At 40.2% G+C, this 26,952-nt stretch carries 25 protein-coding genes; 8 read left to right on the top strand and 17 right to left on the bottom strand.

The features are described 5' to 3' along the window. The first annotated feature begins 86 nt into the window (after nt 1–86). Complete coding sequence (locus tag ABXG83_RS12820) at nt 87–842, top strand: SDR family NAD(P)-dependent oxidoreductase (RefSeq protein WP_353549265.1); 756 nt, start codon at nt 87–89, stop codon at nt 840–842. Nucleotides 843–889: 47 nt separating this feature from the next. On the opposite strand, the gene ABXG83_RS12815 is transcribed toward ABXG83_RS12820, so the two are convergent. The 3 genes from ABXG83_RS12815 to ABXG83_RS12805 all read right to left on the bottom strand — a co-directional run bounded on the left by ABXG83_RS12815 (nt 890) and on the right by ABXG83_RS12805 (nt 3,299). Beyond that, nucleotides 890–1,855 carry a nitronate monooxygenase gene (locus tag ABXG83_RS12815; RefSeq protein WP_353549264.1) on the bottom strand — a complete coding sequence of 322 codons (966 nt, stop codon included), beginning with the start codon at nt 1,853–1,855 and terminating at the stop codon, nt 890–892. 9 nt (nt 1,856–1,864) lie between these two features. After that, nucleotides 1,865–2,218 (bottom strand): four helix bundle protein, encoded by a 354-nt coding sequence (locus ABXG83_RS12810; protein ID WP_353549263.1) that lies wholly within the window; start codon nt 2,216–2,218, stop codon nt 1,865–1,867. 88 nt (nt 2,219–2,306) lie between these two features. Continuing rightward, nucleotides 2,307–3,299 carry a sugar phosphate nucleotidyltransferase gene (locus tag ABXG83_RS12805; protein ID WP_353549262.1) on the bottom strand — a complete coding sequence of 331 codons (993 nt, stop codon included), beginning with the start codon at nt 3,297–3,299 and terminating at the stop codon, nt 2,307–2,309. 260 nt (nt 3,300–3,559) lie between these two features. On the opposite strand from ABXG83_RS12805, the gene glyA reads away from it, so the two are divergent. Both glyA and ABXG83_RS12795 read left to right on the top strand, forming a co-directional pair. Beyond that, the gene (gene glyA / locus ABXG83_RS12800; RefSeq protein WP_353549261.1) at nt 3,560–4,840 is read left to right on the top strand and encodes a serine hydroxymethyltransferase; all 1,281 of its coding nucleotides are present in this window, start codon (nt 3,560–3,562) and stop codon (nt 4,838–4,840) included. 71 nt (nt 4,841–4,911) lie between these two features. Then, nucleotides 4,912–5,319 carry a DUF4293 domain-containing protein gene (locus ABXG83_RS12795; protein WP_353549260.1) on the top strand — a complete coding sequence of 136 codons (408 nt, stop codon included), beginning with the start codon at nt 4,912–4,914 and terminating at the stop codon, nt 5,317–5,319. Nucleotides 5,320–5,366: 47 nt separating this feature from the next. Here ABXG83_RS12795 and uvrA read toward each other — a convergent pair whose 3' ends face one another. Then, nucleotides 5,367–8,198, bottom strand: a complete 2,832-nt coding sequence (gene uvrA / locus ABXG83_RS12790; RefSeq protein ID WP_353549259.1) for an excinuclease ABC subunit UvrA — start codon at nt 8,196–8,198, stop codon at nt 5,367–5,369. A gap of 257 nt (nt 8,199–8,455) precedes the next feature. Between uvrA and ABXG83_RS12785 the strand changes: the two genes are divergently transcribed. Then, entirely contained in the window at nt 8,456–9,037 is a 582-nt protein-coding gene (locus tag ABXG83_RS12785) for a sigma-70 family RNA polymerase sigma factor (RefSeq protein ID WP_353549258.1), read from the top strand. A gap of 80 nt (nt 9,038–9,117) precedes the next feature. On the opposite strand, the gene ABXG83_RS12780 is transcribed toward ABXG83_RS12785, so the two are convergent. The 5 genes from ABXG83_RS12780 to ABXG83_RS12760 all read right to left on the bottom strand — a co-directional run bounded on the left by ABXG83_RS12780 (nt 9,118) and on the right by ABXG83_RS12760 (nt 14,885). Continuing rightward, nucleotides 9,118–11,088: a thioredoxin family protein gene (locus ABXG83_RS12780; protein ID WP_353549257.1), complete on the bottom strand. Its 1,971-nt coding sequence runs from the start codon at nt 11,086–11,088 to the stop codon at nt 9,118–9,120. A gap of 2 nt (nt 11,089–11,090) precedes the next feature. After that, nucleotides 11,091–11,543, bottom strand: a complete 453-nt coding sequence (locus tag ABXG83_RS12775) for a protein-disulfide reductase DsbD domain-containing protein (protein ID WP_353549256.1) — start codon at nt 11,541–11,543, stop codon at nt 11,091–11,093. 41 nt (nt 11,544–11,584) lie between these two features. Next, nucleotides 11,585–12,244: a phosphoribosylformylglycinamidine synthase subunit PurQ gene (gene purQ / locus ABXG83_RS12770; protein WP_353549255.1), complete on the bottom strand. Its 660-nt coding sequence runs from the start codon at nt 12,242–12,244 to the stop codon at nt 11,585–11,587. A gap of 110 nt (nt 12,245–12,354) precedes the next feature. After that, nucleotides 12,355–13,344: a hypothetical protein gene (locus ABXG83_RS12765; RefSeq protein ID WP_353549254.1), complete on the bottom strand. Its 990-nt coding sequence runs from the start codon at nt 13,342–13,344 to the stop codon at nt 12,355–12,357. 17 nt (nt 13,345–13,361) lie between these two features. Then, nucleotides 13,362–14,885, bottom strand: a complete 1,524-nt coding sequence (locus ABXG83_RS12760) for a hypothetical protein (RefSeq protein ID WP_353549253.1) — start codon at nt 14,883–14,885, stop codon at nt 13,362–13,364. A gap of 232 nt (nt 14,886–15,117) precedes the next feature. On the opposite strand from ABXG83_RS12760, the gene ABXG83_RS12755 reads away from it, so the two are divergent. Together ABXG83_RS12755 and ABXG83_RS12750 are read left to right on the top strand one after the other, a co-directional pair. Next, nucleotides 15,118–17,106 (top strand): KUP/HAK/KT family potassium transporter, encoded by a 1,989-nt coding sequence (locus tag ABXG83_RS12755; protein WP_353549252.1) that lies wholly within the window; start codon nt 15,118–15,120, stop codon nt 17,104–17,106. Further along, nucleotides 17,103–17,402: a rhodanese-like domain-containing protein gene (locus ABXG83_RS12750; protein ID WP_353549251.1), complete on the top strand. Its 300-nt coding sequence runs from the start codon at nt 17,103–17,105 to the stop codon at nt 17,400–17,402. Before ABXG83_RS12755 ends, ABXG83_RS12750 begins: the two co-directional genes overlap by 4 nt. A gap of 31 nt (nt 17,403–17,433) precedes the next feature. Here the strand turns inward: ABXG83_RS12750 and ABXG83_RS12745 are convergent, their stop codons facing one another. Beyond that, on the bottom strand, nt 17,434–18,222 hold the full coding sequence (locus ABXG83_RS12745) for an alpha/beta fold hydrolase (protein WP_353549250.1): 789 nt from the start codon (nt 18,220–18,222) through the stop codon (nt 17,434–17,436). Between the two features lie 144 nt (nt 18,223–18,366). Here ABXG83_RS12745 and ABXG83_RS12740 point away from each other — a divergent pair, with 144 nt between their 5' ends. Beyond that, nucleotides 18,367–19,176 (top strand): alpha/beta fold hydrolase, encoded by an 810-nt coding sequence (locus tag ABXG83_RS12740; RefSeq protein WP_353549249.1) that lies wholly within the window; start codon nt 18,367–18,369, stop codon nt 19,174–19,176. A gap of 15 nt (nt 19,177–19,191) precedes the next feature. Here the strand turns inward: ABXG83_RS12740 and ABXG83_RS12735 are convergent, their stop codons facing one another. Then, complete coding sequence (locus tag ABXG83_RS12735; protein ID WP_353549248.1) at nt 19,192–20,103, bottom strand: LD-carboxypeptidase; 912 nt, start codon at nt 20,101–20,103, stop codon at nt 19,192–19,194. Nucleotides 20,104–20,199: 96 nt separating this feature from the next. Here ABXG83_RS12735 and metG point away from each other — a divergent pair, with 96 nt between their 5' ends. Further along, nucleotides 20,200–22,314, top strand: a complete 2,115-nt coding sequence (gene metG / locus ABXG83_RS12730) for a methionine--tRNA ligase (protein ID WP_353549247.1) — start codon at nt 20,200–20,202, stop codon at nt 22,312–22,314. A gap of 65 nt (nt 22,315–22,379) precedes the next feature. Here the strand turns inward: metG and ABXG83_RS12725 are convergent, their stop codons facing one another. The 6 genes from ABXG83_RS12725 to ABXG83_RS12700 form a co-directional block, all read right to left on the bottom strand. Continuing rightward, nucleotides 22,380–23,033, bottom strand: coding sequence for a gluconate 2-dehydrogenase subunit 3 family protein (locus tag ABXG83_RS12725; protein ID WP_353549246.1), 654 nt, complete (start codon nt 23,031–23,033; stop codon nt 22,380–22,382). 44 nt (nt 23,034–23,077) lie between these two features. After that, nucleotides 23,078–24,820 carry a GMC family oxidoreductase gene (locus tag ABXG83_RS12720; protein ID WP_353549245.1) on the bottom strand — a complete coding sequence of 581 codons (1,743 nt, stop codon included), beginning with the start codon at nt 24,818–24,820 and terminating at the stop codon, nt 23,078–23,080. A gap of 54 nt (nt 24,821–24,874) precedes the next feature. Beyond that, a complete protein-coding gene (locus ABXG83_RS12715; protein WP_353549244.1) occupies nt 24,875–25,123 on the bottom strand; it encodes a hypothetical protein in 249 nt (82 codons plus the stop codon). A 74-nt stretch (nt 25,124–25,197) separates the two neighbouring features. Next, complete coding sequence (locus ABXG83_RS12710) at nt 25,198–25,533, bottom strand: gamma-glutamylcyclotransferase family protein (RefSeq protein ID WP_353549243.1); 336 nt, start codon at nt 25,531–25,533, stop codon at nt 25,198–25,200. Between the two features lie 35 nt (nt 25,534–25,568). After that, the gene (locus ABXG83_RS12705) at nt 25,569–26,483 is read right to left on the bottom strand and encodes a hypothetical protein (RefSeq protein ID WP_353549242.1); all 915 of its coding nucleotides are present in this window, start codon (nt 26,481–26,483) and stop codon (nt 25,569–25,571) included. Next, nucleotides 26,467–26,895 carry a DM13 domain-containing protein gene (locus ABXG83_RS12700; RefSeq protein ID WP_353549241.1) on the bottom strand — a complete coding sequence of 143 codons (429 nt, stop codon included), beginning with the start codon at nt 26,893–26,895 and terminating at the stop codon, nt 26,467–26,469. The genes ABXG83_RS12705 and ABXG83_RS12700 overlap by 17 nt, the downstream gene beginning before the upstream one ends. Between the last annotated feature and the right edge of the window lie 57 nt (nt 26,896–26,952).

The following is a 26,952-nucleotide window of genomic DNA, read 5'->3' as shown; positions in this document are numbered from 1 at the left end:
CCTAATGGAAGAACCCAAGAATCAACATCTTCATTTTTTACTATACGCAATGACCTATTAGCTATCCACCACCTTAACTTTGCACTATGAAAAAAATCATACTCATTACCGGAGCTACATCAGGTTTTGGAAAAGCTATTGCCTATACGTTTGCCGCAGCTGGATGGAACTGTATCATTACAGGTAGAAGAAAAGACAGATTAGATACCATAGCATCTGATCTAGAAGCAAAATATACTATTAAGGTTTTGTCATTGGCTTTTGATGTACAAGACCGGAAAACAGTGACCGATACATTGAGCCAACTGCCTGCTGAATGGCAAGCAATCGATATACTGGTGAATAATGCCGGTCTTGCATTGGGCAGAGATAGTTTTGAAAACGCCAACTTGGATGACTGGGATACGATGATCGATACCAATGTAAAAGGATTGATGTATGTAACCAAAGCGGTCATTCCTTTTATGATCAGCAAAAAGAAAGGTCATATCATCAATATTGGTTCTACAGCAGGTAAGGAAGTATACAAAGACGGGAATGCATACTGCGCCAGCAAACATGCGGTGGATGCGATCAGTAAAGCAATGAGAATAGATCTTTTACCACATCGTATAAAAGTAACAGCCATACATCCCGGTGCAGCCGAAACAGAATTCTCGATCGTAAGATTTAAAGGAGATGCATCTAAAGCCGATGCCGTTTATGACGGATACCAGGCATTACAGCCAGAAGATATTGCCAATATCACTTTGTATGCTGCAACCTTACCGGAACATGTTTGTATCAATGATCTCGTAGTGACCTGCACATCACAGGCCAACTCCTACTATTTACATAAGTAAAAAATATTCTACTTGAAACCTCCGCTATGATTCACATTGCGGAGGTTTTATTTTGGGTCGAATTGAACCAATTGTTGTAGTCGCATATGATACTCATTGATCATCTCTTCGACAATTGCTGAAGCAGGTTTGATCTCATGAATCAGTGAACTTACTTGTCCGATCTCAAGTTCACCTTCTTCCATATCACCTTCAAACATTCCTTTTTTAGCCCTAGCTCTGCCTAGTATTTGTTTCAATTCTTCTTCTGAAGCACCACGCAACTCTGCAGATTTGATTTCTTCTGCGAATTTATTTTTCAATAATCGTACAGGAACTACTTTTTTCATGGCCAATTGTGTATCACCTTCCCCCGCTTCCACGATCGCTTGTTTGAATGAAGGATGCGATGAAGCTTCCGGCGTACACACAAACCGACTACCCACCTGAACACCGTCTGCTCCCAATACCACTGCAGCCAACATTTGTGTACCGGTTGCAATACCTCCTGCCGCTATTACAGGAATATTAACAGCTGCACGTACCGCTGGTATCAAGACCATGGTAGTAGTTTCTTCACGACCATTATGTCCACCAGCTTCAAACCCTTCTGCTACAACTGCATCACAGCCTGCTTCTTCAGCTTTTTTAGCAAACTTGCTGCTGCTCACAACATGTACTACTTTAATTCCCTTATCCTTCAAAAATCCTGTCCATGTTTTAGGATTACCCGCACTCGTAAAAACGATCGGTACTTTTTCTTCAACAATGATATTCATCAACTGATCAATATCTGGATACAATAACGGCACATTGACACCAAATGGCTGATCAGTCGCCAGCTTACATTTTTGAATATGCTCACGTAATACATCCGGATACATACTTCCTGCACCCAACAAACCCAATCCCCCCGCATTGCTCACCGCACTCGCCAATCTCCACCCACTCGCCCATATCATTCCCGCTTGAATGATGGGATAGCGGGTGGTGAATAGGTTAGTAAGTCTGTTAGTTAATAGCTTATGGCTCATAGCATATAGTTATTGAAGTGATTTTTGAAAATTCGTGATCATCTTACATAAATGTTCATACTTGATATAAAATTGTCGAAAGACATCTTCTGAAAGATACCCTTTCTCTCTGGCTATAAAAATACAAGAAACCACTTCAATACCGGATCGAAGTGCATATCTGAGAAAGCGACAAAACTCTAATTTACTTTGACCCGTTGACCCTTCTGCTATGTTTAAAACAACTGAATCTGAGGCTCGTCTGATTTGACTTGACAAACTATGAAGTTCAAATGATGGAAACGTTTTTGCTAAGTCATTTACTTCGACAGATAATTGCAGTGCTTGATTCCATATTTGTAATCCTTCAAATCGAAATGCCATTGGATAAAATTAGTAACCATTCCTATTTATCGGATACGCATTTCTACTTAGTATTTATACCCATATGCCATGACCTATTAGCCATCTGCTACCCAAAATCAATCTCCGTATTATCCCCAATATTCAAACTACGACTGAGTCCTTTGACTGAGGCATCACTGCCGATGAGGGAGTTGTCCAGGACCACTTCATAAAGATTGGTATAAGATCCGATGATACTATCGCGTACAATAGAGTGTTTGATCGTGGTGTTGGCTCCAATGGCTACGTGTGGACCTATAATTGCATTTGAGATATCACAACCCGGCGCTATACTAACCGGTGGAATGATGATCGTGTCTTTAAAATCGTGTCCATCGACAATATTGCCTCCGAATTTTTTTAGCAAAGTAGCATTACTCTCCAGTAAAGTTTCTTTCTTACCACAATCAAACCAATTTTTCACTTTGAATGATTGAAACTTTGCACCACGCTTGATCATACAATCCAATGCATCTGTCAGATTATATTCACCATAGGTTTTAATATCCTGTGTAAACAGGTGATGTAAACATTCAAATAGGAAATGGGTCTCTTTGATCTTGTATAACCCTACCAATGCCATATTGCTTTTCGGGATAGCAGGTTTTTCTACGACTTGCTCGATAAATCCATCATCACCGATCGATGCTACTCCAAAATTTCTCGGGTCATCTACTTTTTTGATGCCGAGCATACTGTAAGGACTATTCACCACTTCTTTTACATCATACTCACAAATAGTATCCCCTAAAGCAACAAATACCTCATCTTGTCCAACGATATTTCTGGTCAATTCAATCGCATGACCGGTACCCTGACGTTCATTCTGAAACACAAAATGTGCGGTCATATCAGGATAGGTTTGCTTCACATAATCCTGAATTTTTTCACCCAGATATCCAACGATAAAAATGAACTCATTGATACCAGCTTCTCGAAGTTGATCAACGATATAACTAAGAATGGTTTTCCCTGCAATAGGAATCAACGCTTTAGGTTGTGTATAAGTATGCGGTCTTAGTTTAGTACCTGCACCCGCTACTGGTATGATTGCTTTCATGGGAGATATTTTTTGATGAGTCCATTCGCACAATGCTTACAACAGCTCCAACCTGAAGCGGTCTTACTCATCAAGAGGTCGAAAATAGGAAAATCTGGTCATTGGGCAAGTAGTGTGGAAATTTAAGCTGCAAGCCCCAAGCTGCATGCTGCAAGTATTTATGTATGTGATCAAGTGCTAATTTATTAACTACTTGTAGCTTGTGGCTTGTAGCTTGTACCTTGCCCCTCTTGGCTTATATTTGCATCAAATACTTCATCATGCAAAGAGATACCCTCGTATTCGATCTCATTAAACAAGAATTAGAACGTCAACGTCGTGGCATTGAACTGATCGCTTCAGAGAATTTTACCAGTTTACAGGTGATGCAGGCCATGGGTAATGTAATGACCAATAAATATGCCGAGGGGTATCCGGGAAGAAGATATTATGGCGGTTGTGAAATTGTGGATCAAACAGAACAATTAGCGATCGATAGACTTAAACAAATTTTCAATATTGAATATGCCAACGTACAACCACATAGTGGTGCCCAAGCCAATGCGGCATTGATGTTGGCAATACTCCAACCGGGTGATAAAATTTTAGGACTTGATTTGAGCATGGGTGGACACCTCACACACGGATCACCAGTGAACTTCAGTGGTAAATTGTATGAGCCGCACTTTTATGGTGTGAAAAGAGAAGATGGATTGGTAGATTATGAAATGCTAGAGGAAAAAGCAAGAACTGTAAAACCCAAACTGATCATTTGTGGTGCCAGTGCCTATAGCCGCGATTGGGATTATGCACGTATTCGCAAAGTAGCTGACGAGGTAGGTGCATTTGTATTAGCAGATATTGCACATCCTGCCGGATTAATTGCAAAAGGACTATTATCTTATCCTTTTGATCATTGTCATTTTGTTACTTCTACTACACATAAGACTTTGCGTGGACCAAGAGGCGGGGTGATCATGATGAAAAAAGACACCGAAAACCCATTTGGTTTGAAAGATGTAAAAGGAAATCTACGCATGATGAGTAATCTCATTGACATGGCTGTATTTCCCGGCACACAAGGTGGTCCGTTAGAACATGTGATCGCCGCTAAAGCCATTGCATTTGGAGAAATTTTGACTGATGAGTTTTTGACCTATCAACAGCAAGTGCAGAAAAATGCGCAAGCCATGGCAAAAGCTTTTGTGGATCGTGGTTATCAAATCATCAGCGGTGGTACAGACAATCACTTGATGTTGATCGATCTGAGAAATAAAAATATCAGTGGTAAAAAAGCAGAACAGGTACTCGGACATGCAGATATCACCGCTAATAAAAACATGGTACCTTATGATGATAAGAGTGCTTTTGTTACATCGGGGATTCGATTTGGTGTTGCTGCGATCACCACTCGTGGTATGATCGAAAAAGATATGGAGTTCGTAGTGAACTCAATTGATCAGGCACTCATGAATGCTGATGATGAAGGAAAATTGAAGGATATCAAAAAACAAGTGAATGAGTTTATGTCTCAGTTCACATTGTATCCTGAAATGTCATAAGAAAGATTCAAGAAGAAAGAGACAAGAATACAGTCTGTTTATTAAAAGAATTTTTCGCTAAAAGAAATATTATGATACAACGTGTACAATCATTGTGGTTGCTGGCAGCATCCATTTGCGGGTTCGCAACTTTGAAAATGCCTTATTATGTGGGTAGCGTTGGTGCAGCACCAGCTGAAGAATTTTCAGCGATGAGTCATCTTTTATTACTCATTCTTACAATCGCCGCTGCCATTGTTGCGCTCGTATCGATCTTTTTGTATAACAACAGACCTTTACAGTTGAAAATAGCTTTAGCCGGAATGGCAGTAAGTATATTGAATATTGTTTTGTACTTCGTCTTCACCAAGAAATATGATACCGGCGCAATTGCATTAAGCGCTGTATTCAGCTTCGCGGTACCGATCTTTTTTCTGATGGCTATTCTTGGAATTAATAAAGATGAGAAACTGGTAAAAAGTGTAGACCGATTGAGATAAAACTAGATTTAAAAAAATAAAGCCACAGCAATCTGTGGCTTTATTTTTTATAGAAACTTTCCCGTATAACTTTCTTTCACTTTTTTGATCCCTTCTGGAATACCGGCATAAACCACTTGTCCTCCTGCATCACCGGCTTCAGGCCCCATATCAATTAACCAGTCCGCAGATCTGATCACATCAGTATTATGTTCGATCACGATCAATGAATGTCCTTGTTCGATCAAAGCCTGAAATGATGCCAGTAATTTTTTGATATCATGGAAATGAAGTCCTGTAGTAGGTTCATCAAAAATGAATAACATATGCCCCACGCCCTTTCCTTTACCCAGAAAGCTCGCCAGCTTTACTCGCTGGGCTTCCCCGCCACTCAGTGTATCACTGCTTTGTCCAAGTTTGATATATCCCAAGCCCACATCCTGTAAAGGTTGTATGGCTGTCTTGATATTTTTTTCATCAGCAAAGAAATCAATCGCATCATCCACACTCATATCCAGGATATCAAAAATATTTTTCCCTTTATACTGCACTTCCAATACCTCTTCTTTGAATCTCTTACCATTACATACATCACAGGTCAGATGTACATCTGCGAGGAACTGCATTTCAACAATCTGTTCTCCTTCCCCTTTACAAGCATCACATCTTCCTCCGTCTACGTTGAAAGAAAAATGTTTGGCTTGAAACCCACGCATTTTTGCCAGAGGCTGCTTGGAATAAAGATCACGTATGGTATCATACGCTTTGATATAAGTAATGGGATTGCTTCTGGATGATTTACCGATCGGATTTTGATCTACCAACTCTATTTGAGAAATATAATCAGTATCTCCACTGATCTTATTATGTAACCCTACTTTCTCTGCCGGCTCCCCCTTTAATTTTTTGAGGGCAGGATATAATACCTGCTTTACCAATGTGGTCTTACCACTGCCACTCACACCACTCACCACACAAAGTGTATTCAGCGGAAATGTGACGGTGATATTTTTAAGATTATTCTGAGCAGCACCTTCAACAATGATGGAGCGGTTCCATTTCCGTACTTTGTCCGGAGCTTCAATTTTTAATTTTCCGGTGAGGTATTTACCCGTTAGACTTTCCGGATGATTCGTGATCAAATCGTAATCGCCCTCAGCAACTACTTCACCACCTAAGTGGGAAGCCAGTGGTCCCATATCAATAATATGATCTGCTTCACGCATCATCATCTCATCATGCTCCACAACAACCACCGTGTTACCAAGATCACGCAAAGACATCAATACACTGATCAGTCTTTCTGTATCTCTGGAATGAAGACCAATGGAAGGCTCATCCAAAATATATAAAGAGTTGGTGAGGTTGCTACCTAAACTTCTTGTTAGCTGGATACGCTGACTTTCCCCACCGCTAAGAGAGTTGGCCAAACGGTTCAAAGTGAGATAACCCAAGCCTACATCCAATAAAGTTTGTAAGCGCTGATGAATTTCAATCAGGATCCTTTTTGCGATCTGCTGATCATTTTCAGACAATACCAGCTCATTGAACCAATTTTTTAAATCACGAACCTGCCATTCACAGAGCTCACCAATATGCTTGCCGCCTACTTTAACATACAATGCTTCTTTACGCAATCGATATCCTTCACAAGCTGTACATGTAGTCCTACCACGATAACGACTCAATAAAACCCTGAACTGCACTTTGTATAAATTCTGTTCAACATCTTTAAAGAAATCGTCAATACCATAAGCGCCTCCAACGCCTTTCCATAATTGCTGGTATTGCTCTTTGGTCAGTTCTGCAATGGGCTTATGTATGGGGAATCCAACTTTAGAAGCACCTTTGATAAACTGTTCTTTCCACCAGCTCAATTTCTCACCCTTCCATGGAGCAACTGCACTTTCATACACACTGAGTCTTCGATCAGGAATCACCAGATCGGTATCAATACCTAATACCTGACTGAATCCTTCACAAACCGGACAGGCACCATATGGATTATTAAAGGAAAAAAGATTAGGCACCGGTTCTTCAAATACGATCCCATCCAATTCAAAACGATTACTGAAATGATGCAGATGATCTCCATCTACTTCAATGATCATTTCTCCATCACCTTCATAAAAAGCAGTATTCACTGAGTCCGATAAACGGTGTAGATCTTCTTCTTCAAAGTCTTTCACTACCATTCGGTCGATCAATACATAAGTGGCTTGCTTACCTGACTTATTATTTGGAATAGCTTTCTGTAAATTTTTATCGTCCATTTCAGTCAGCTCTTCGATACGAAGTATCTGACCTGCTCCTGCTTTACTCCATATCCGCGAAAAACCTTTCTGCATGAGGATATTCAGCTCTTCACGTGTATCTCGGTTGGCATGTTGTTTAAAGGGTACCAATATGACAACCTTAGTTCCATGGGGAAGTTTTTTTACAAAAGATACAACATCTGAAACATCATCTTTTTTTACCTCTTTGCCACTGATGGGAGAAATGGTTTTCCCTGTACGTGCATATAATAAACGCAGGTAATCATAGATCTCGGTCATACTCCCCACCGTACTTCTGGGTGTTCTGGTTATGACTTTTTGTTCAATGGCAATAGCAGGACAAAGACCTTTGATATAATCAACATCAGGCTTTACCATTCTAGCCATGAACTGCCGTGCATATGCGCTCAAGCTTTCGGCATAACGTCTTTGACCTTCCGCAAATAAAGTATCGATGGTCAAGGAAGATTTACCACTTCCGGATACACCGGTCACTACGATGAGTTTATTACGAGGAAAAGCTACCGTAACATTTTTAAGATTATGCATCCTGGCTCCTTTCACCAGAATGTTATCTCCATTATCCTTTCCGCTGAGAACACGTTGTTTCGTCTTTGTAGCCATAAGTGCAGCAATTTAAACACAATAATGACCGGTAGGTTTAGAAAAAGGAAAGATTTACCTGAAAGTGGTCATAAAAACAGATGTGAAAAATGTGAATAACCATTTCCTTGAAAAACAATGTATCCACAAAAGAAACTCGCGTATAAAAGATATTTAATTTAACATAATCGATTTAAAATCAGGGAAATTGATCCCTGATCGAAACTTTTTTTACAATCCAATATCCTGTTTTTAAAACGTAGCCAAACGACCCAAACATGAAAACATTAGACCATGTGTCTGATATTGATCTGATCCGTTCCTTTCAGGAAGGCGATGCCGGCTCCTTTGAGGTTTTAGTGACCCGATACAAAGACAGGATCTATTCATCCATTCTGTTTTTTGTAAAAGACACTTACCTCGCCGAAGATCTCTTCCAGGACGTTTTTATCAAGATCATCGACACCTTAAAGAACAGACGTTACACAGAAGAAGGGAAATTCTTACCATGGGCTTTACGCATTGCTCATAACCTGTGTGTTGATTATTTCCGTAAAGTAAAAAGAGCTCCGGCTATCAAGACCAGCGATAATCAGGATATTTTTGAAGTGATACAGATCACTGAAGAAGGTCCTGATGCGAAACTCATGCGTGCACAAAGTCATGACCGTGTCCGTAAAATGTTGGATCTATTACCCGAAGAACAAAGAGAGATCATTGTTTTAAGACATTACGCCAATCTGAGTTTTAAAGAGATCGCTCAGATCACCAATTGCAGTATCAATACCGCTTTGGGACGTATGCGATATGGGCTGATCAATCTTAGAAAAATGATGGTAGAGAAACAAATCGTCTTATAAGTTTACGCTCACTTGTTACGATAAAAAATAAAGCCCCGATCTAACAGTCGGGGCTTGTCAATTTTATAAGGATCTCTTTATTATTTCTTCTTTTCAAACGCCGCTTTCATTGCATCTAAATGATCGATGAATTTTTGCACATTTGGTACGTATCCATATTTGATATCACTTAAAGGGTTTCCCTCCAGATCCAGGAACATGTAAAGGGGTTGTGCATTAAACCCGAACTTAGTGATCTCATAATCTAAATTCTTTTGTCCCACATTGGTGATCAGATTACCATTTTTATCTTTGTAGTGTTCACTTTCAGGCAATTCAGTATCATACTCATCCACATACAAACTAACCAGTACAAAATTCTCTTTGATCCTCTTTAATACTTCAGGATTTTTCCATACCTGTTCTTCCATCTTTCGGCAGTTAGCACAAGTATGACCTGTAAAATCCAGCATCACAGGCTTGTTCAGGGCTTTTGCTGCTGCCATTCCTTCTTCCAGATCAAAATATGCAACCAATCCAAAAGGCACTTTTAATTTATCTGTGTATTTCACCGGAGCTTGTGCTGATGCACCATTGCTGTTTGATACCACTGCCGTATTAGTTCCGATCTTATATTTCAAATCATCCAGATTAAATTCCTGTGTTGTAGATGGAGGAATGAATCCACTCAACAATTTTAAAGGAGCGCCCCATAAACCCGGTATCATGTACACAGTAAAACTAAAAGCAATGATGGCGAAAAATAAACGAGGAACGCTTATGAATTTCAAATCACTATCATGAGAGAATTTCAGTTTGCCGATCAGGTATAATCCCATCAATCCAAATATTACGATCCATAAAACCAGGAACACATCTCTGTTCAATAATCCCCAATGATAAGTTAGATCTACATTTGATAAGAATTTCAAGGCCAATGCTAATTCTATAAAACCAAAAGTCACTTTCACTGAATTCAACCAACCACCACTCTTTGGTAAGGATTGTAACATAGATGGGAAAAAGGCGAATAAGGAAAATGGAATGGCCAGTCCAATACCAAATCCCATCATTCCTATGATCGGTGCTATACTCACACCTTGGGTGCTGGTTTGTCCGAGTAAGGTACCCACCAATGGTCCTGTACAAGAAAAGGAAACAATGACCAACGTCAAAGCCATAAAGAAGATCCCCAATAACCCACCTTTACCCGCCTGCTGATCTGCTTTATTCGCCCAACTATTCGGTAGCGTTAATTCAAACGCACCAAAGAAAGAGATCGCAAAAACAATGAAGAATGCAAAGAATAGCAAATTGGAAACCGGATGTGTTGAGATGGTATACAAAATCGTATCTCCGAAAATCAATGTCAATATCAGTGTTGGCACTGTATAAATCAAAACGATACTGAAAGAATACCACAAAGCATTGCGAATACCTTCGGCTCTGCTTTTACTTCTTTTCAGGAAAAAGCTAACGGTAACAGGAATCAGTGGAAATACACAAGGCGTTATGATAGCCAATAAACCTGTGATCAAGCAGATCAGAAAGATATTCCACAATGATTCATCTGCCTTTGCCTGAGCATCACCACCTGTGATTGCATCAACAGCAGGAATGGTAACAGATACTGTTTCAGAACCACTTGGATACTCATCTCCCCGAATCCCCAGCCAATCAAAGCTTCCTCTGATCTTCACTGTATCTTTTCCAATCTTTAAAAAATAGGTAAACGAAGCGCTATCCGTATACACCCATGAGTTCTGTTCTACGCCTGCAGGTTTCACAGATTGACTTGTAATTGGAGATTGTACAGAATCAATGATGAAACGACTGTCTGACTTTGTTGTATCCTGATTAAGTGTACTAACAAACACATCTTCTGTGTTTTGTTTTTGTACACCAAACAGCTGTACACCTTTACCAATGATTGCTTTCACCGTAACTACAGCAGTGGTATCTGAAGTTCGTTCTGCCTTGAAAGAAAACTGCACAGGTTTGTTCTCCTGTGCAGTAAGTATATTGGTAAAAGATAATGCTGTAATAAATAGGGTCGCTAAAAAATACTTCATACTTATTGTAGCTTAATATCAAAAGATTTTTTTGTTGGAGGTAAACACTGTGCATCGTCACAAACCATATAATCAATGGTACCTGTAACATTGGTTTTTACCTTTCCCTTTAATTTCACGGTTTGTACATACTGCACTTTATTCGATAAATAGAGTACATCTGTTTGGAATATTTCATCGTAGATCTTTTCTACTTTCCCGATCTCTTTAGGTGTACCAACCAGCGAGATCAATGGATTGGGCTTAACGGTCATTTTGGTAGGAATCGGACCGCCCTTACCTGTTTTCTGTGAGTAAATATGCCATTTGCCTTGAATGGTAGCGGTCAACACCACATCATAAGTATCTGCTGTTTTTTTCTTTGCTTCAAAAGTCCAGCTAACAGGATCTTTGATCTGAGCAGTAACCACTCCCGCGATCAACGTTAATAAAAGTGTGTAGTATATTTTTTTCATACGATGGATGTAAAGACGTTCATGAATAATAAACCTTACAATTAGTTCAGCCCTAATAATTCAAATACTTTTTTTCCGTCAAGATTATTCAAAGCGTTTGAAGTAGCTCTTTCCGGGTGTGGCATCATTCCGAATACATTATTACCTGCATTTTTAATACCAGCAATATTTCTTACAGCTCCGTTAGGATTGTATGCTGCATCGATATTGCCATGCTCATCACAATAACGGAAAATCACTTGACCATTGGCTTCCAGTTGATCCAGGGTTGCATCATCAGCAAAAAATCTTCCTTCTCCATGAGCGATCGGTATTTTCAAAGCTGCTCCGTCACCGTTTTTGATATATACATTCTTACAAATAAACTGTTGATTGGCATTTTGAAGCAATACACCAGGCAATAACCCACTTTCACAAAGAATTTGAAACCCATTACATACTCCCAGTACTTTTCCGCCGCGGTTCGCGAAATCGATCACGCTTTGCATCATGGGACTAAAACGAGCAATAGCACCACAACGGAGATAGTCACCATAAGAAAAACCTCCAGGGAGAATGATGCAATCATCGGTAGAAAACATACTCAGGTCTTTGTCTTTATGCCAGAGCATGATCACTTCTTTACCCAGGTCATGTTGTAATGAATCCTGCATATCCCTATCACAATTAGATCCCGGGAAAACGACAACACCAAATTTCATGAAAGTTAATTTATAGATGATTGCGTCCTTGTTTCACAGTTAAAAGACCCGAAAACAGGGGCACGACTAAATTTTGGCACAAAGGTACGTTCACACAAGTTAATACACCCCTAATTTTTCAACAGATACCAGTTATTCAGTGCAATGATGACGACCGCAGCGATGAACAAAAGATTGGGAAAACTGAGGTTCCGTGGATTGGAAAAGGCATTGGCAACAAAAGCGCTGATCGGAATCAGACATAGAATGCCAGATTCTAGTCCACCCAACTGAAAAATAAAAGGAACAGGTAATAAAGTCAGTAACATGACCATCATTACCCCCCAATTTTTCCGGATCTGGATCACCATCCGATTGATGCTTACCTGCCAAAAGAATAGTCCACACAATAATAAAACCCCTAATCCGATGATCCCTCTTAAAAAAACAGTACCCGAGGCGCCTTTAGGGATACCCAAATAAAAGTCAGGTATCATTGATTGGAAATCGCTCATTCGATCCATCAGGAAGAGCCCTGATACAACAAAATAGTAAGGCAAGGCAATACCCATCAATAAAATCAGCCATTCTGCCAATCGGAAAGGTCTGACAACTGCGAGTGCAAACATGACCAATCCTACCAAAATAGCCATCGGATGATAACACAATACTGAAAGTCCGGTGATCATTCCGGTATTGAAAAGAAGTGTTTTAGGATTGGAATGATTGTAAAGTCGACTCAATTTTACGAATATCCATATCACCAGCGAATTAGATACCAATGCCGGCGAAATGGCGCACCATTGCGGAATCACAGCCGTTAGTAATACATAGGTCATAGCAGGCACATAATTCGATGTCTGATACATCCTGAGTTCATTCAGTGCAAGATTCAATCGAATGGCCTGTACCAATACCAAACCATGATACAAGAGTAATCGGACCACAGAGGGCAATGAAGCAATATATCGATCTAAGATCAGTGAGATGAGTCCATCATTTGTTCCGCTATTGGTATCGATCACCGGGGATTCGGTTAAAAAATGAAAATGGATACCAACGCTTAATACAATTAAGAAGAAAATATTAATGAATGACTTATCTCTGAATAATCCGACCACAATAAGAAATCAAAGGGTTAATAATCAATTTTTGCAAAACAAGTATATCCTCTGTACTGACAAGGAATGATCAGTTGTCTGGCCCCAACTTGCTTTGCATGTCTGGGCATAAAGTTATAACCTCTATCCAGATTTTTAAAGGTTGGATTTCGATTGATCTGTCCATTTGGTGCAATACTTTGATCAGACAAGATATTATCCCTTTTCTCCTGAACATTGAAAAGGAAGTGCAACCTGTCTCCGGAGTTAAGCATACCGAATCCGATAAAGTTATCAGTATTATCATCATACTGTGATTTTCTGATCACATTGCTCCACTCCATTTTACCGGTTTTATCAAAAGAAATAACAGTTACATTATCCGCATAATAACGCGTCATATTGTTGTTGAAAGTGTTCATACGCCACCATGGATAAAACCCGAGGGGACTATTCCAGCTGTAATAATCAAGTTGTGACCAATATGGAGAACCGTAGAGATAATCCCAGCGACTCAGTGTATTTCCACGAGTACTACTGTATGCCGATTCTGAGATCACGATAAAGCCTCCGTCTTTGCGAAGAATGATATTATTCAAGAAGAAATCATTGAAAGCTGTTTTGGTGTTGCCTTCATTACGTGCATCAGTTCTAAACTCATCTGTAAATACTGTGGCTGTATTGAGCATCTCTTTTTGAGCATCTTTATCCCAGAGATAATAATAAAGACCATCAATATTACCTCTTCGCTGTTTACTGAAGTAAGAGGTTACGATATAATGTCGATTCAAATTATCCGCTTTGATTCGGATATCATCGAGATAAAATCCTTTGATCGACAGATCAGTGAATTTCACCACATCTTCATTTGCTTTTTTTGTGACCAGTGTCACTTTATTGATATTATCGTTTTGAGAAGTGCCGGATGCACGAATACAAGCCATATCACCATCATTATCGATGATGAATTCAGAGAGAAAATCATTGCGCTGTGGCATTTCAACACCTACCCTGCTTTTCTTAAGCAGATTCAGGTCTTTATCAAACAAAGCAGTTGTCAATACGTGCATACGATCATTCCTGCTGCTGACTTTGAAGACCATGATCTTCTGTTTATCATCACTGAAAAGAACAGTATATACATTCCTGTTGCTGGCATAGGTCATGTTGCTGGTTGTATCCAGTTGAATCGGATCACCTATCCGTTTTCCCTTTGAATCGAATTTCACTGCCATACAGTAAAAGACATTCCTCCGCTGAAACTGATAGAACATGTAAGCAAAGCCCGGATAGATCTGAAATTCTGTACTGATGGTACGCTCAGGAAGAAAGTCGAGTCTGTTTTTCTCGATCATTTTCATTCCGTTATCAAATGCACACATAAAACCAATATCCCGATAGCTCTTGTATATTAAAATATTCCCATCGACTTTACCCAATACCTCAAAATTCATGACACGGGCATCTTCCCTGTCCGGCTCAGAATAGGTGATCTGTTGAGCAAAGATTGATGGACATGTCAGCAAAAAGAGACATGTCAGGAAGAAGAGAAACTTTTTCATTTCCGAGCCCATTTTATGTATTTCAAATGTAAGGTATATGGCCTATACAAGGCAAGTAAGCGCTGAACCGATTTATAAATAGGTTTTCTTTAGAAACAGCTGCCTGTTACTAAAGTTGCCTGACAGGGGTGAAATAAATCTTAATTTCTTATATCCAATACTCTTTATGGTTACTTGAAATTTCCTATACATTTGTTAAAGATTCTGGCACAAATGCCGGACTCTACTTCGAGTGAGTAAGAATTTAAACAAGGTTACCTCTGCAGGACTCATCATTGCACTCGGTATCATCTACGGCGACATCGGTACTTCCCCTCTTTATGTACTGAATGAAATCATTCATGGAAAAGTGATAAGTGAAGCATTGATCCTGGGATCATTATCCTGTGTGATATGGACACTGACACTTCAAACCACGATCAAATATGTGATCCTGACTTTAAAAGCGGATAACAAAGGGGAAGGTGGCATTTTCAGTCTCTACGCTTTGGTACGAAGAAGAAAAAAATGGTTGGTAGTACCTGCCATGATCGGTGGAGCGGCTTTACTTGCTGATGGGATCATCACTCCTCCCATCTCTATCACTTCTGCTATTGAGGGCTTACGACAATTGCCTTCATTAAGTCATATTGAAACCAGTACCATTGTTGGGATCGTGATCGCTATCATCAGCGTTATCTTTTTTATGCAGCAATTCGGTACTGCATCCATTGGTAAACTATTTGGTCCTATCATGCTGGTATGGTTTGGTATGCTGGCTGTTTTAGGCGCCATTCACTTATTGGATGATATCGCCATTTTCAAAGCATTCAATCCTTATTATGCATTCGAACTGCTGACCATGTATCCGAAAGGGTTCTGGCTTTTAGGTGCTGTATTCCTTTGTACCACCGGTGCTGAAGCCTTGTATAGTGATCTGGGCCATTGCGGAAAAGGAAATATCCGTATCTCATGGATGTTTGTGAAATGCTGTTTGATATTGAACTATCTCGGACAAGGAGCTTGGTTATTGGCCAATTATGAAGGGGGGCCTATTCCTGAAAATCTTATTGCAGGAGGTTTCAATCCATTCATTGGTATCATGCCACAATGGTTTAAACTGGCAGGTATCATCATCGCCACTACGGCTGCCATTATTGCGAGCCAGGCATTGATATCCGGATCTTTCACATTGATCAGTGAAGCCATGCGACTCAATCTTTGGCCAAAGATGAAGATCCATTATCCGACAGAAGAAAAGGGTCAATTGTATATACCCGGCATCAGTTTGTTATTGTACATCGGTTGCGTCGCCATCGTTTTGTATTTCCAGAAGTCTGCCAATATGGGCGCAGCTTATGGTTTAGCGATCACCATGTGTATGATCAGTACTTCTATTCTCTTCGCGAATTTTTTGGTAAGCAGGAGAGTACTGCCTGTATGGATCTATATTTATTTGATCGTGTATCTGGCCATTGAATTATCGTTCCTGGTTGCTAACCTGGAAAAATTCATGCATGGCGGTTATGTAACACTCATCGTCGGTGGCGCATTATTCGCAGTGATGTATGTATGGTTCAGAAGTAGAAAGATCAAAAACAGATATGTTGAATTCGTTCGGATGGAACATTATATACCCATGATCCAGGAGTTAAGTAATGATAAGACCATCCCGAAATACGCTACTCATCTGGTTTACATGACCAGCGCCAATAATCCGAAAGAGATAGAGCACAAGATCATGTACTCTATTTTGAACAAGAAACCCAAACGCGCGGATATTTATTGGTTTGTACACGTGGATGTTTTGGATGATCCTTATACCTGCGAATATTCCGTAGAACATATCATTCCGAATGATATCATTCGTGTTGAGTTCCGACTAGGCTTTAGGGTGGAACAACGCATTAACCTCATGTTCAGAAAAGTAGTAGAAGAACTCGTGAACAATAAAGAAGTGAATATCACCAGCCGATACGAGAGTTTAGAAAAGAACAATGTTGTGGGTGATTTTCAATTCATCGTATTGGAAAAGTATTTGAGTCAGGATAATGAACTCCCCTTCTTTGAACGTATCGTGATGAAATTATATTTCTGGTTGAAAGAGATCAGCCTGGGTGAAGAACGTGGTTTTGGACTTGACCCCAGCAATGTGACCATTGAAAAGTTCCCGCTGATCGTTGCACCGGTTTCCAAGCTGAACCTGAAGCGTGTTTATTACGAAGGAAGTGATTTTGAATGAACCATATCTCTCCACAGGAACTGAAACAAAGAATAGAGGATGACCGCTTGTTTCTTCTCGATGTAAGAGAACAAACGGAACATCAGGAATTCAATATTGGCGGTAAACTGATACCACTGGGAGAACTTATGCTACACACCAACGAAATACCCTCTGATCAACCCGTGGTTGTGTATTGTAAAAAAGGTATTAGAAGTCAAATCGCCATTCAAAGACTCGAAGAAAAACTGGGGCTCACCAATTTGATCAATCTCAAAGGAGGCATGGATGCCTGGAAGAGAATCTTTGATCAATGATATTCTACGCCTAGTTACTTGTTCTTTTTTATTAGTATTTGAGGATATCCCTAATAAAATTATGATACTCATGAAAAGAAGGGAGATTGTTATGTCCACCACCTTCAATTCTGATGAGTGTGATCTTATGCGGATTGAAGCGTTGTAGTTTCTCACTATGGCTAATCGGTATCAGCCAGTCTTTTGTACCATGAATGATATAAGTATGGCAATTCACTTTCTGAATCCATCTATCAGTACGTAAATGAAAGCGGAGTACATATTTAATGGGCAGAATAGGTGCAAACCGCTCTGCTACTTTTCTAAAGCTGTAGTAAGGAGCATCCAATATCAAATAACGTGGCGTATTGTCTGATGCGATCTTTGCTGCAAATCCGCTCCCCATGCTTCTCCCATATACTAAGATATGATGCTGCGCATACTTCTCTACCAGCTTTTCATAAACAAACTGCATATCATTCAGCATATCTTTTTCCGTTCGTTTGCCGGTACTTTTTCCAAAGCCTCTGTAATCAACCAACACCACATCATAATCATACCGATAAAAATCCTTTGCATACTTCGCCCATCCTTTGATACTACGCGTATTGCCATGCAGATAAAGAATCAAGCCCTTGGGTTCAGGTCTGTAAAAATGCAGCCCATTGATCCGTACTCCGGGAGCAGGGTCGAAAAACAATTCTTCAAAAGGAATATCATATTCAAACCTGAAGTCATGCTTTAATTTCTCGGGCTTGAATATCAAACGTTCCTGTACAAGGTAGGTGAGTACAGATAATAAGACAACCGCCAGTGCAATATATAACAGTAGTTGACCCAAGGGGTACCGTTTTGTTGTAAGTTCCGAAAAAAGAAGGATTTGATCTTTGATTTTTTGATCTTTGAATGCCTGATCTGATTTTTTATGAAATTAGACAGCTGATATTGATGGATCTTTATCAATTCACAGGTCAAAAAATCAAAGATGAAAAAAGTCCCTCGTTGGCTCAAGATCATACTTCTCGTGTATGCCCTGATCGGGATCGCTTTTTATTCTTTCCAAAAGAAAATACTATTCCAGCCTGTAGTAGTTACAAAAGATAGTGTTTATCAATTCGAACAGCCTTGTGAAGATGTCTGGATACCTGTAGATGAAAAGAGTGAGACACATATGGTACACTTCACGGTTCCCGATAGTCTTCGAAAGGGAGTGGTACTATACTTTCATGGAAACAGGGGTAATGTAAGACGTTACCGACGTTTTGTAGAACAATTCACTTCACACGGTTATGCTGTATGGATGCCTGATTATCCCGGTTTTGGAAAGTCGACAGGTGAATTGACAGAACAGGCCATATATGATCAGGCTTTACAAGTATATAAAAGAGCCCGACAATTTTATCGTCCGGATCAAATCATCATCTACGGTAAATCAATGGGAACAGGAGCTGCAACCCAGTTGGCATCTGTACGAGATTGTAAAAGACTGATATTGGAAACACCTTATAACAGTATGCGTTCATTGGTAGGCATATACTTATGGATGTATCCTTTAAAGTCTATTCTGAAATACCAGTTCCCATCAAATGAGTTCATGAAAAAAGTCACTGCACCCGTTACCATTTTCCACGGAACAGAAGATGGGGTGATCCCTTATAGGAATGCAGTGAAACTAAAATCAGTTCTCAAACCGAGCGACGAATTCATCACCATCGAAAACGGCTCTCACAGAGATTTGAATACTTTTATTGAGATGAAGCAGAAGATGGATAGTTTGTTGGACTATAGACCATAGACCATGGTCCATGGTCTATGGTCTATCAACTAATACAGCTCCCCCTCTCCCCACTTTCAACTCATGCTTCACTCCTACTTTAAGCGGGTAGTTTTCGCGGGTGTGGCTTACGGGGAAATCAAAACAGATGGGGTATTTGTATTTTTTTACACGCTCATGGATCACTTCTGTGATAGTGGCGCCAAATGGGATGACAGTGTCTTTCATATCAGTAAATCCACCAATGATCAATCCCGACAAATCTTTCAAAACACCATTTCTTTCCAGTTGGATCATCATGCGATCAATATTGTAGATATACTCACCAATATCTTCAATAAATAATATCTTCTTTTTGAAAGAAAACGCTGATCTGCTTCCTGTCATATGTGCCAGTAAAGACAAATTACCTCCTACCAGCTCACCAGTGGCAGTGCCTATTTGATTCAAAGGATGGGCAACCGATCTGTATTTGTATGAACTGCCTTTGAGTATTTTTTTTAAAGATTGGATGAACTCATTTTCATATTCTCCGTCATTGAACGCAGCAGCCATCGGGGAATGTAATGAAGCAGTTTTCAGCTGTGTATATAAATGAGCATGCAGCAATGTGATATCACTGTATCCGATGATCCATTTAGGATTTTTTTTGAAGCGACTGAAATCAAGTAAGTCGATGATCCTGCTCATACCATAGCCACCTCTGCCACAAAGAATTGCCTTTACACTTTTATCATCCAGCATTTGCTGCAGGTCTTCCAGTCGCTCTTGATCTGTCCCGGAAAAATAATGGAATTGATTACCAAGGGTCTTTCCTACTTTAACCTGATAACCCCATTCCTGCAACACTTTGATGCAGGTTTGGGCCTTTTCTGAGGGCATATAACCGGAAGGGCAAACAATACCGATGATATCTCCTTTGCGTAAGTACGGCGGTGTCTTGATCATTCGGCAATTTAGCGTATTTGCACTTTCAGCGCCGCTTACGGGGCTAATCTGTATTTTTGCAGACTTATAAACAGGAAACAGCCAAGAGCGGATTTTATGGAGCAACCTAAAAGATACCTGATCACAGCGGCCCTTCCCTATGCGAATGGGCAAAAACATATCGGACATTTAGCCGGCGCTTATTTGCCGGCTGATATCTATGTGCGGTACCTCAAAGCACAAAAAAGAGATGTGGTATTTGTATGCGGAAGTGATGAACATGGAACAGCCATTCCTATCCAGGCCACTAAGGAAGGAACAACGGCAAGAGCCATCATTGACAAGTACCATCCTTTGATGGAACAAAATTTTAAAGACTTAGGTATTGCTTTTGATGTGTACCATCGCACCAGTGATCCATTGCATCATGAAACGGCACAGGAATTCTTCACCAAACTGAATAATAACGGCGACCTTGAGATCAAGGAATCAGAACAATATTATGATGAAGCTGCGAATACATTTTTAGCAGACCGATATATTAAGGGTACTTGCCCGAATTGTAGTTTCGATAGTGCTTATGGCGATCAATGTGAACGTTGCGGAAAAAGTTTAAGTCCTGATGAATTGATCAACCCTGTCAGCACACTGAGTGGAAAAACACCGATTAAGAAATCTACCAAGCATTGGTATTTACCGCTGAATCGTCATGAAGATTTTTTGAGAAAGTGGATATTGGAGGAACATGCCAATGACTGGCGTTCCAATGTACTCGGACAATGTAAAAGCTGGATCGATGGCGGATTACAGCCTCGTGCCGTAACACGTGACCTGGATTGGGGCGTGAAAGTACCCGTTGCAGATGCTGAAGGAAAAGTGTTGTATGTATGGTTCGATGCACCGATCGGTTATATCAGTGCTACCAAACAATGGGCGATCAATACCGGAAAAGATTGGAAACCTTATTGGGAAGATAAAGATACCAAGCTGGTGCATTTCATTGGCAAGGATAATATCGTATTCCATTGTATCATCTTCCCTGTGATGCTGAAACTGCATGGCAATATTTTACCGGATAATGTTCCATCCAATGAATTCATGAACCTGGAAAGGGACAAAATGAGTACGAGTCGCAACTGGAAATTGGATATGCAGGATTATATCAATGATTTTATCCAAAAAGAGAATGGTGGGACACAAATGGCGGATGTGTTGCGTTACTATCTTACTCAGATCGCTCCTGAAACAAAAGACAGTGAATTCATGTGGAAAGGCTTTCAGGATGCGAACAACAGTGAACTGGTGAGCATTTTCGGCAATTTCGTGAATCGCACTTTTGTATTGATGCATAAACTATGCAATGGAAAAGTTCCTGCCTTTCATCAGGATATTGCAGATGAATTAGATCAGCAGACCATTGCGGAGATCAAGAATTGTGCAACAAAAGTCACTTCCTTATTGGAAGAGTACCGCTTCCGTGAAGCATTATTTGAAGTGATCAATCTGGCTCGTACTGGCAACCAATACATGCAGAAAAAAGAGCCTTGGATCGTAGCGAAATCACTCGCAGAAAATCCGTCTGCTCAAAAAAGCATTGACAATTGCTTGCATATTTGTTTGCAGTTAACCGCTAACCTGGCGATCCTCAGCAACCCTTTCCTTCCTTTTACGGCTAAGAAAATGTGTCATATGATGAAGGTGGTTGAAAAAATGTTGGACTGGGAAAATGCCGGTAGCCTGAAGTTGCTGAGTGTTGGTTATAGCCTCAGAGCTCCGGAATTATTATTTAGAAAAATTGAAGACAGCGAAATCATGGAACAGATCGAAAAATTAAATGCAGCTAGTGTTAAGAAAGAGAGTGAGCAATCAGTAGTGAGTGGTGAAGCAAAAAAAATCACGGTAAAACCAGAGATCGTATTTGATGATTTTGCAAAGATCGATCTCAAAGTAGGTAAGATCCTTTCTGCAGAAAAAGTAGAGAAGGCAGATAAATTATTGAAACTACAGGTAGATCTTGGTTTTGAAACAAGAACCATTGTATCTGGCATCGCTATGCATTTCAAGCCGGAAGAGATCGTTGGAAAACAAGTAACCGTAGTGGTGAACTTAGCTCCACGTAAAATGAGAGGTATTGAAAGCAATGGAATGATATTAATGGCGGAAGATGCCAATGGAAAATTACATTTCATCAATCCGGAGGAACCCATTAATCCGGGTAGTGGGGTAAGTTAAGCGAACACCCATGGCTTCAAAAGAAAAACGCTGTGTGATTTTGATGATCACACAGCGTTTGTTTTTTAGCTGTAACTCGCACACTCTTTCAATTCTCGTTCAGAGTATGCCAGCTTGTATTGTTTTAGGACATCATCAGGTACGCCATTCCATTTGTTCGGAACATTGCCACGATAATCCAGGTCTTTTACACCGATCTCAGACGTATAAAAACCAGTCAGTGTCAGATCACGCATCAGGTTAAAGAATGATACACCTTGAGCCATTTCGGGCTTTGCCTTTTCAGGATAAGCGATCTGATCCACCAGTTGTATCCTTTGTGCAGCTGTACAGTCTACAAAAGACTTCTCAAACTGCTTGAATGATTGGATATCCAACCAACGCAAGCCTCCGCGCATCGGTGTTTGATGGGATGGCATATCCTTTACAATGAATTCCAGAAAATCCGGAACTTTTGCATCGGTGGCACTTCCACTTACATCATCTTTTGGAACAATGATATCAACCAAAATAGTAATGGTCGCCATTTCATGCTCTGTAAAGAATTTTTCTTCTTTCTCCAGTTTTGCGAGATACTTTTTTTCTTCTTCCATTCTGTCATCCAGATTTCCGGATGCAGTAGTGTTCTCTCTTTTATCAGTAGGCTTACAGGCATCAACCAATACACCGGTTACTACCGTACCGACTACCAACGCTTTAATGGATTTTCTTCTGTCCATATGAATATGTTTTTCCCGTCTCGTTCAAAACAAGACAGATCGATTTACAGATTTTGTTTTTTCATTTCATCAATGATATACTCAGATGCACGCATAGACAATGCAAGTATCGTCCAGGTGATATTCTTATCTGCCTGTGAAGTAAACTGACTTCCATCCACACAGAACAAGGTTTTACAGTCATGTGCCTGACTCCATTTATTCAATGCAGAGGTCTTTTTGTCATTCCCCATACGAGCAGTTCCAGCTTCATGAATGATGTTACCGGGATTGGCCAATCCATAATTATTGGAAGCATCATCATCGCCACCCCAAGTAATGATCGCACCCATTTCATGCATGATCTCTTTAAAGGTTTCCTTCATATGCTTGGCCTGCTTGATCTCGTAATCGGAATGCGTAGTATGAAAACGCAATACAGGGATACCATATTTATCTACGACCTTCGGATCGATCTCACAATAGTTATCAATTCTTGGAACAGCTTCACCTCTTCCGGCCATACCCACTCCTGCGCCATAGAAATAACGTACATCTTCTTTCAATGAAGCTCCATATCCTCCTGCTTCTTTTTTCACACCATTAACAGCATACTTACCATTCATGCCTTGCATGCCAAAGCCAAAGCCATAGGCAGGTTGACTCATACCGCCCCAGTATTCAATATGGTAACCACGAGGGAAGTCCAGTTTTTTATTATCCAGCCACCATGGTGTGTATACATGCATACCACCTACCCCATCTTCATTGTAACGCTTACGTCCGAAGAGTTCAGGTAATACACCCCCTAATGCAGCACCGGTAGAATCATGCAGGTATTTACCCACTACATTACTACTATTGGCTAACCCATTAGGGTGTCTGGTAGATTTTGAATTGAGCAATAAACGAGCTGTTTCACAAGCGCTTGCTGCAAGAATCACAACACGACCGCTCACTTGGTATTCCATCATGTCTGTTTTATCGACATAAGAAATACCGGTTGCGATACCTTCATTATTGGTGATCACTTCACGCGCCATTGCTTGTGTGATCACATCTACATTACCTGTTCTTACTGCTGGCTGTACCAATGCAGATGAAGAAGAAAAATCTGCAGCAGCTTTACAGCTTCTTCCACATTGTGCGCAATAAAAACATTCTCCTCGTTCTTTATTGATCTGTTTGGTAAGTATCGATAAGCGTGATGGGATAACAGGAACACCAATACCTGTTGCCGCTTTTTTGATCATCAACTCATGTAAACGAGGCTTAGGTGGTGGAAGGAAGATACCATCCGGATCATTCTCTAATCCTTCCAGTGAACCAAATACCCCTAATAATTTATCGATCTTATCATAATAAGGTTTTACATCATCATAACTGATCGGCCAGTCATCACCTAACCCATCGATGCTTCTGCGTTTGAAATCCTTAGGACCAAAGCGTAATGAAATTCTTCCCCAGTGATTGGTACGTCCACCGATCATACGGGCACGCCACCAATCCCATTTATCACTTCCTTCTGCCATGGTATAAGGTTCGCCATCGATCTCCCAGCCCCAGAAACAACCATCAAAATCACCGAATGGACGAAACTTGGTACTCGCTCCTCTGCGTGGCGACTCCCATGGATTTTTTAGTTGAGATGAATGTTTTGCAGGGTCATAATCTGCACCTGCTTCCAATAAACAAACTTTTAATCCGGCATTGGCCAATACATATGCAGCCATACCGCCACCAGCACCAGAACCTACGATCACAGCATCGTATTTCTTAGGTTGTTTTTTAATTTGGAGATCTCCCATGGAAATTTGAAAACCTGTCTACCGACAGGCAGGTTTGAAAATTTGAGAATGAAGTTATTGATTGTTTCTTGATAGTAATTCTGCTTTTATCTTTTTCCTGTTGGCTATATTCATAGTAAACAAAGGAAGAAATACAATTGGAAGAACGGTTGTTGCACTAAACCCTTTTTGGGTAAAAATGTAAATGGCAGATGCTGTCATCAGCACAATAACCACTCCCATGATTTGAATTGCAAGTTTTAACGATTTATCAGTTTTTTGCAACTCCTCAGTTGTCATTTCTGAAATAGGTTTTGATGCCATTTCCTAAGTTGTAATTGAAAAAAATATGGTGGTGAATTCACCTCAATATAAAGAAAAGATGATTTGAAATACGATTATGATCGCTGAATATATACCCATGCATTTTTTCCTGACAATAAAGTGACCAACACACGCTCATAAGCATCTACTTCATAAGCATCTGCCCGTTCTAATTCTGCCTGTGTAATTTCAAATACCATCCCGTCGATACTATCTGCTGAATGGTTTGCGGGAACTGCAATGGGGTGAAACAATTGTTCACTGGTAGCCAATACAGCTTCATCGGTGATCTCTAATTGCTGGATCCTATAACCCATCAATGTATCTGGGTGGCCTTCCAATAAACGTCCGAAAGATTCCAGTTGAACCTTAGGTTTCTGAAGGGTTCCATAAGAAAATAAAAAATGCATCAGGCTGTTTTCCCGAAGATACTGTATCTCTGTATTCACCAACCAAAGCCATACGATACAGATATCACTAATGATCGGGTCAAACCATCGGGCCTATTGTTCCTTACAATAAATGGGGAAGCTATACTGAATTGAAGATATCGGTGTGCATTGAGCTGATGAGTTGCCTGAAGGTTCCCATTCAAAGTCAGACCGGCTGAACCCGGGATATTTTGTCTGTCTCCCATGCGATTCTCATAACTATCCTCTCCCAAATGATAAATGGCCAATAAATTCGGATCAAACCTCCATTTACCAGATTTTGATTTGATGGGCAAACCTACACGCCATAATACGTCTGCTTTTCTTCGAAAAAGATTGGTGGAAGGAAATTCACCAGGTATGGGTGCAAGATCTTTAAAAAAGCTATTTCTATTGGATTGTATGACGGGTAATTGCACGGCTAAATTCATATCCAGTTTGCCCGTTGTAAATGCGGTTCCCAATATCAGATCATATGTACCTAAGCTAGTCTGGTAAACCATCGGTAAGGAAATATTGCGAATCTTTAGGTTAGATTGATTGAAAGGGATTTTCACTCCACCCAATATGTGCATCTGTTTACCTTTTCCTGTTTTGATACTATACCGAACCGTTGAATATATGTCACTCAAATTCGATACAGTACCATAGCCACCATTCACATGAGTAGCTACGAGTTTATGATCCCACTGCCATTGCTTGGAAACCTGTCTGGAATAAGACAATGATACCGCCCACAGATGTGTATCTTCTTCTCCTCTCAAATAAGAAAACTCAGAACGAAAACTATTCTTATCAGCTGCTGCCGGACGAATGGGTATCGTACAAAAACCTGCATCACTGCAACCTTGTGCAAATGGCTGAGCACTTATAATCGTTAACCATGAACCAGTAATAAAAAGAAATAAATGTTTACTGAAGTTTCGCATAACTAAAGAGATGATTGTATTGCTGACAGTGTATCAGCACAAATGAATAATCGGATACATTGGTACCTGTGGGTATATTGTAAGATTGTGTTCCACTATTTGATTTCAGGTTGCCCAAGTTCAAATGATTGCCGGGCGTAGCTGCTTGTGATAAATACACTTTTAAATCCGGACCGGAGCTCACGGAGAAACTATCTAGCTGAACTTGTAATGCACCTGATGCTTGAATGATCTTTGCTACTCCCATCACTTGAATACCTGCGGTAGGACTAAATGTCCCTCTTTTTAACGCAGGCGATGACATGGTGATGGGTGTATTGTTGTTTTGCAATGCTGCTCTAAGTTTTTCACTTTCCTTAGTGCAGGATATTACTAAGATGGATAGGGAAAGAAGCGTAATGAAAACTTTCATCTATGGCGATTTGTGCGATAGACGAAGGATTTCAGAGTGCCTTACAAATGGTATGAT

It is taken from the genome of Sediminibacterium sp. KACHI17, assembly GCF_040362915.1.
GTDB lineage: Bacteria > Bacteroidota > Bacteroidia > Chitinophagales > Chitinophagaceae > Sediminibacterium.
This window is presented reverse-complemented; position numbering and strand designations above follow the sequence as displayed.